Raw genomic sequence first — 4,600 nt, forward strand, 5'->3', positions numbered from 1 at the left:
TATAATTAAATTAAAAATGGATTTTAGGTTCGATCCCCCCTGCCCCCCTTGATAAGGGGGGTGCCGATCCCCCCTTAGTCCCCCCTTTAATCCCCCCTTAATAAGGGGGGCATCTGACAACTTTTAACGCCTACCTACTTAGCAGAGGATTTGAGCAAGCGGAAAGGAGGCAGTCGCTGCATCCCCACCGGTGTACGCTCCTGTGGGGACTTTCTCTGCTATATTTTTCTTAACCAAGAATCTTAATGATATTTTAAGATTTTTTAAAAAACCGTCCCTATCGGAGATGAACGTATATCCTAGAGGGGAGCGAGTATAAATTCTTATTCCCGTTCGATCGCGCCCCAATTCTCTGGAGATCAGCACCCATGCTTACTTTGCTCCGTTCTCTGCTATTTTCCACCCTATTAAGTTTTGTTGCTCCCGTCCTCCTGGTGGGTTCGATTTTAACTGCTTTATTCGCCACCAGTCACGTCCCCGGCTTTACTTGGGTTTCTCAGACTGTTTTTAGCCAAATTCTGCAATTTTTAACCATTTTCGGTGGCGGTTATCCCCTACAAGGAATGTTAACCATCGCTGTTACTTTTGCTTTTGTTGGCAGTTTATTCGATTTATTTAACTTTTACGTCTATCAAACCAATCGGGGACAGTAACAGACAAAGGGTGATAGACAATGTCTAGAATAAGAATGAGGTTTTTATGGGATCGAATCGTCTATGCGCCTTATTTTCTCCCGTTTTTGGCTATTAACAATAATTTCTCTGCTGCTGAGCCTGAGTATCGGGATTATCAATCCCCAAAACAGTTCCGCGCTCTCGTGGATGGATTTACTTTTTCGGGGTGTGCAAGTTATTCAACTCTCCACTATTTCTCCTCAGCAGGAAGTCGCCATCGGTAGGCAGATTAATCAAGGTTTATTAGAATCAGGTAAGGTGAAACTGTCCAAAGATGCCAGAATTAACCAATATGTCCAAGAAATCGGGCAGCAATTAGCGGCAACTAGCGATCGCCCTGACCTTCCCTACACTTTTCAAGTGGTGCGCGACAATAGCATTAACGCCTTCGCAACTATGGGTGGATTTGTCTATTTACACACGGGATTGATTAAAACTACTGATAATGAGGCCGAATTAGCCAGCGTGATTGCCCATGAAATCGGCCATATCGTTGGTCGTCATTCTATCACCCAATTACGCAATACTGCCCTCGCCCAAGGACTTCTCAGTGCGGCGGGATTAGAGACAAAAACTTGGGTACAATTGGCGGTTAATCTCGCCTATAATCTGCCCAATAGTCGCAAGGATGAATTAGAAGCGGACCGACTGGGTTTAACAAATTTGGCCAGGGCTGGTTATGAACCCACGGCGATGATCTCCTTTATGCAAAAATTAACACAACAGGGGGGTTCTACCCCGACAATTCTCAGCACCCATCCGGCTACAAGCGATCGCATTGTGGCACTGCAAAAACAGCTTAATTCGGTTAATAACTGAACTTCCCCCAGACATTATTCTTCTCCCGAATGGCGATCGCTATTCCCCTGCTCTCATGACTTTTTGTTGGGTTTCCTTGGGTCAACCCAACCGGTTTAGCGGTGGGCGTTCCACAGAGGCTAAAATCGATATATTTCCCCACGAAAATTTAGTTAGAGATGCAATTAAAGTCGTTTCTGATAATTCCTATATGCAGTCTCACCTAATTTGGCGGATAATGGATGCGGCTGCTACCGTCGATCCTAACTGGTTGATCGATCATGTACGTCCTGCTGCGGAAAAGATACTCGACGAAAAAAAGGCAGATCGCTACGAAGAAACGATTAAATGGCTGAAAAAAGCTCGTAATGCCTTTTATATGTCAGGAAGACGGGAAGAATGGCAAACTTATCGGGAAAGTTTAATTAAGGAACATGGACGCAAATCGAAATTTATGGGGTTATTTAAACATCAGGATTTACAATAATTTAAGCTTCTAGCCGTCAGTTATCGGCTAGAATCAGGCTGTTTTTAGCTTGTAGAGTGGAAATTGTCCTAATCTTAGGCCTAGTCATATTTTGGGGCAAAGTAGAGTATAATGGAAGATTGGTCTAAACTTATCTCCAGACTACTTATACTGAATATTCATTGTCAAAAAATATGACTGAAACTATTCGCTTTTTGATGTGTTCTCCCGATCATTACGATGTGGATTATGTGATTAATCCGTGGATGGAGGGCAACATTCACAAATCTTCCCAAGAAAAAGCTAGGCAACAATGGCAGCAGCTTTATCATGTTCTCAAAGATCGGGCGCTCGTGGATTTAGTCCCACCAGAAAAAGGCTGGCCCGACATGGTTTTTACCGCTAATGCAGGTTTAGTTCTGGAAAAAATAGTCGTTCTCAGTCGCTTTTTACACAAAGAAAGACAGGGAGAAGAACCCTATTTTAAACAGTGGTTTGAAGATAACGGTTTTACAGTTCACGAACTGCCCAAAGATTTACCCTTTGAAGGTGCAGGAGACGCATTATTAGATCGGGAAGGACGTTGGTTATGGGCAGGATATGGCTTCAGAACTGAGTTAGATTCCCACCCTTTAATCGCTAAATGGCTCGATATCGAGGTTTTATCCCTACGTTTAATCGATGAACGTTTCTATCACCTTGATACCTGTTTTTGTCCCCTTAGTGGCGGTTATCTACTCTACTATCCCGATGCTTTTGATGCCTATTCTAATCGATTAATTGAGTTAAAAATTCCCGAAGAAAAACGCATTATCGTTGAAGAAGCAGATGCGGTTAACTTTGCTTGTAATGCTGTGAATATCGGTCAAGTAATCGTCATGAATAAAATTAGTGACGACTTACAACATAACTTAGCTGCAAAAGGGTTTGAAGTGGTACAAACTCCCCTGACGGAGTTCTTAAAAGCAGGAGGTGCGGCCAAATGTTTAACCCTGCGTACCACGGAACCCTTAATTCCAGACCATCACGCAAATGTCACCATTGAAAGTCGCATTCTCCAGCTAGAAGGTCATCTGCTCGACGCGGGAATTATGAATAAAGCTCTCGATGTTGTGGTGGGAAATGGGGGCAGCTTCAAGGTTTTAAACTTCACCTTAGGGATTGAGCGCCAAAGTACCTCCTCGGCCGAAGTGCGCGTTTCTGCACCCTCTCACGAGGTAATGGAGGAGATCATGGTACAATTGATCGACCTCGGTGCGGCCGCTCGTCCCCAAGAAATCTGTGATGTCAATACCGCCATTGTCGCTCAAGATGGGGTCGCTCCCGATGATTTTTATGTCAGCACCATCTATCCCACGGAAGTGCGGGTTAACTGTGAATGGGTGCGGGTGGAAAATCAACGCATGGATGCAGCCATCGTCGTCACTGAAAGTCCAGAAGGCAAAACCGCGAAATGTACTCTGCTGCGGGATTTAAAAGCTGGCGATCGCGTTATGGTGGGAGTTGAGGGCATCCGTACTATCCGACAGGCGGAATCCAGGGAACAACGCAACAGCACCCAGGAATTTACCTTTATGGGTGCGGGGGTTTCCAGCGAGCGCCGAGTCGAGTTAACCGTGGAGCAGATTGCCTGGGAAATGCGTAAAATTCGCGACCAGGGCGGTAAAGTGGTAGTAACGGCAGGTCCGGTGGTCATTCACACTGGAGGAGCGCAACATCTCTCCCGTTTAATCCGCGATGGTTACGTTCACGCTTTACTGGGGGGAAATGCGATCGCAGTTCACGACATGGAACAGGCGATCATGGGTACTTCTTTAGGGGTAGATATGCAGAAAGGCATCCCGGTGCGCGGTGGCCATCGTCACCACCTCAAGATTATCAACCTCATCCGTCGCCACGGCAGCATCGCCAAAGCTGTATCGGCCGGGGTATTGACAAAAGGCGTAATGTATGAATGCGTCAAGAATAATGTCCCCTTCAGTTTGGCCGGTTCAATTCGCGATGATGGTCCGCTTCCGGATACGGAGATGGATTTAATTAAAGCACAGGAAGAATATTCGCGCTTAATTCAAGGTGCAGACATGATTCTCATGCTCTCTAGTATGCTCCATTCCATCGGTGTGGGCAATATGACACCGGCGGGGGTGAAAATGGTCTGTGTTGATATTAACCCGGCCGTGGTGACAAAATTAAGCGATCGAGGTTCCGTAGAATCCGTGGGTATTGTCACCGATGTGGGTTTATTCCTGAGTCTGTTAACCCAACAGTTGGATAAGTTAACCCGTCCCTTGGTAGAAACGGTTTAAAACCGCAAGTAAATCCTCTAGAGACGTTTCTAGAAGCGTCTCTTTTTTAATTATTCCCATAATTGGCGATACTGCCGATCAGATGCTATCAATGAACCTTCTAAAAAACAAAGAAAAAAGGCTCTTCGGGAATTGTTATGCAAATAATTAACTTAAAATAAAATTCGATGAGAGTACCTAATCTCAAAAGTAGCTGAAATCCATACAGGAAAGGACTTAAGGCACAAACAGGTTAATGCCAAAAGATAGACAATTGAGTTAAGATTTGATATAATTGCCAAAAACGAGATTATTTTACTTATGATACTTGACAAATTTTTGAACCTACAAGGAACCTGTATTCAAGGCTATCGACA

The 4,600-nt window shown here is 44.7% G+C and carries 4 protein-coding genes; all 4 read left to right on the top strand.

All coding sequences use genetic code 11. The features are described from left to right. Nucleotides 1-368: 368 nt before the first annotated feature. On the top strand, nt 369-653 hold the full coding sequence (locus PN470_RS12480) for a hypothetical protein (RefSeq protein WP_002732467.1): 285 nt from the start codon (nt 369-371) through the stop codon (nt 651-653). A 63-nt stretch (nt 654-716) separates the two neighbouring features. After that, a complete protein-coding gene (locus PN470_RS12485) occupies nt 717-1,493 on the top strand; it encodes a M48 family metallopeptidase (protein WP_002775455.1) in 777 nt (258 codons plus the stop codon). A gap of 55 nt (nt 1,494-1,548) precedes the next feature. Next, nucleotides 1,549-1,959, top strand: coding sequence for a hypothetical protein (locus PN470_RS12490; RefSeq protein WP_103111146.1), 411 nt, complete (start codon nt 1,549-1,551; stop codon nt 1,957-1,959). Nucleotides 1,960-2,132: 173 nt separating this feature from the next. Beyond that, nucleotides 2,133-4,244 carry a bifunctional arginine dihydrolase/ornithine cyclodeaminase gene (gene argZ, locus PN470_RS12495; protein ID WP_002733880.1) on the top strand — a complete coding sequence of 704 codons (2,112 nt, stop codon included), beginning with the start codon at nt 2,133-2,135 and terminating at the stop codon, nt 4,242-4,244. The last annotated feature ends 356 nt before the right edge of the window (nt 4,245-4,600 follow it).

Source organism: Microcystis sp. CS-574 (genome assembly GCF_028329095.1).
Taxonomy (GTDB): Bacteria; Cyanobacteriota; Cyanobacteriia; order Cyanobacteriales; family Microcystaceae; genus Microcystis; species Microcystis ichthyoblabe_A.

Excerpts from the sequence above, each read along its gene's own strand:
- PN470_RS12480 (WP_002732467.1), top strand. The coding sequence starts at position 369 with ATGCTTACTTTGCTCCGTTCTCTGCTATTTTCCACCCTATTAAGTTTT.
- PN470_RS12485 (WP_002775455.1), top strand. The coding sequence starts at position 717 with ATGCGCCTTATTTTCTCCCGTTTTTGGCTATTAACAATAATTTCTCTG.
- PN470_RS12490 (WP_103111146.1), top strand. The coding sequence starts at position 1,549 with ATGACTTTTTGTTGGGTTTCCTTGGGTCAACCCAACCGGTTTAGCGGT.
- argZ (WP_002733880.1), top strand. The coding sequence starts at position 2,133 with ATGACTGAAACTATTCGCTTTTTGATGTGTTCTCCCGATCATTACGAT.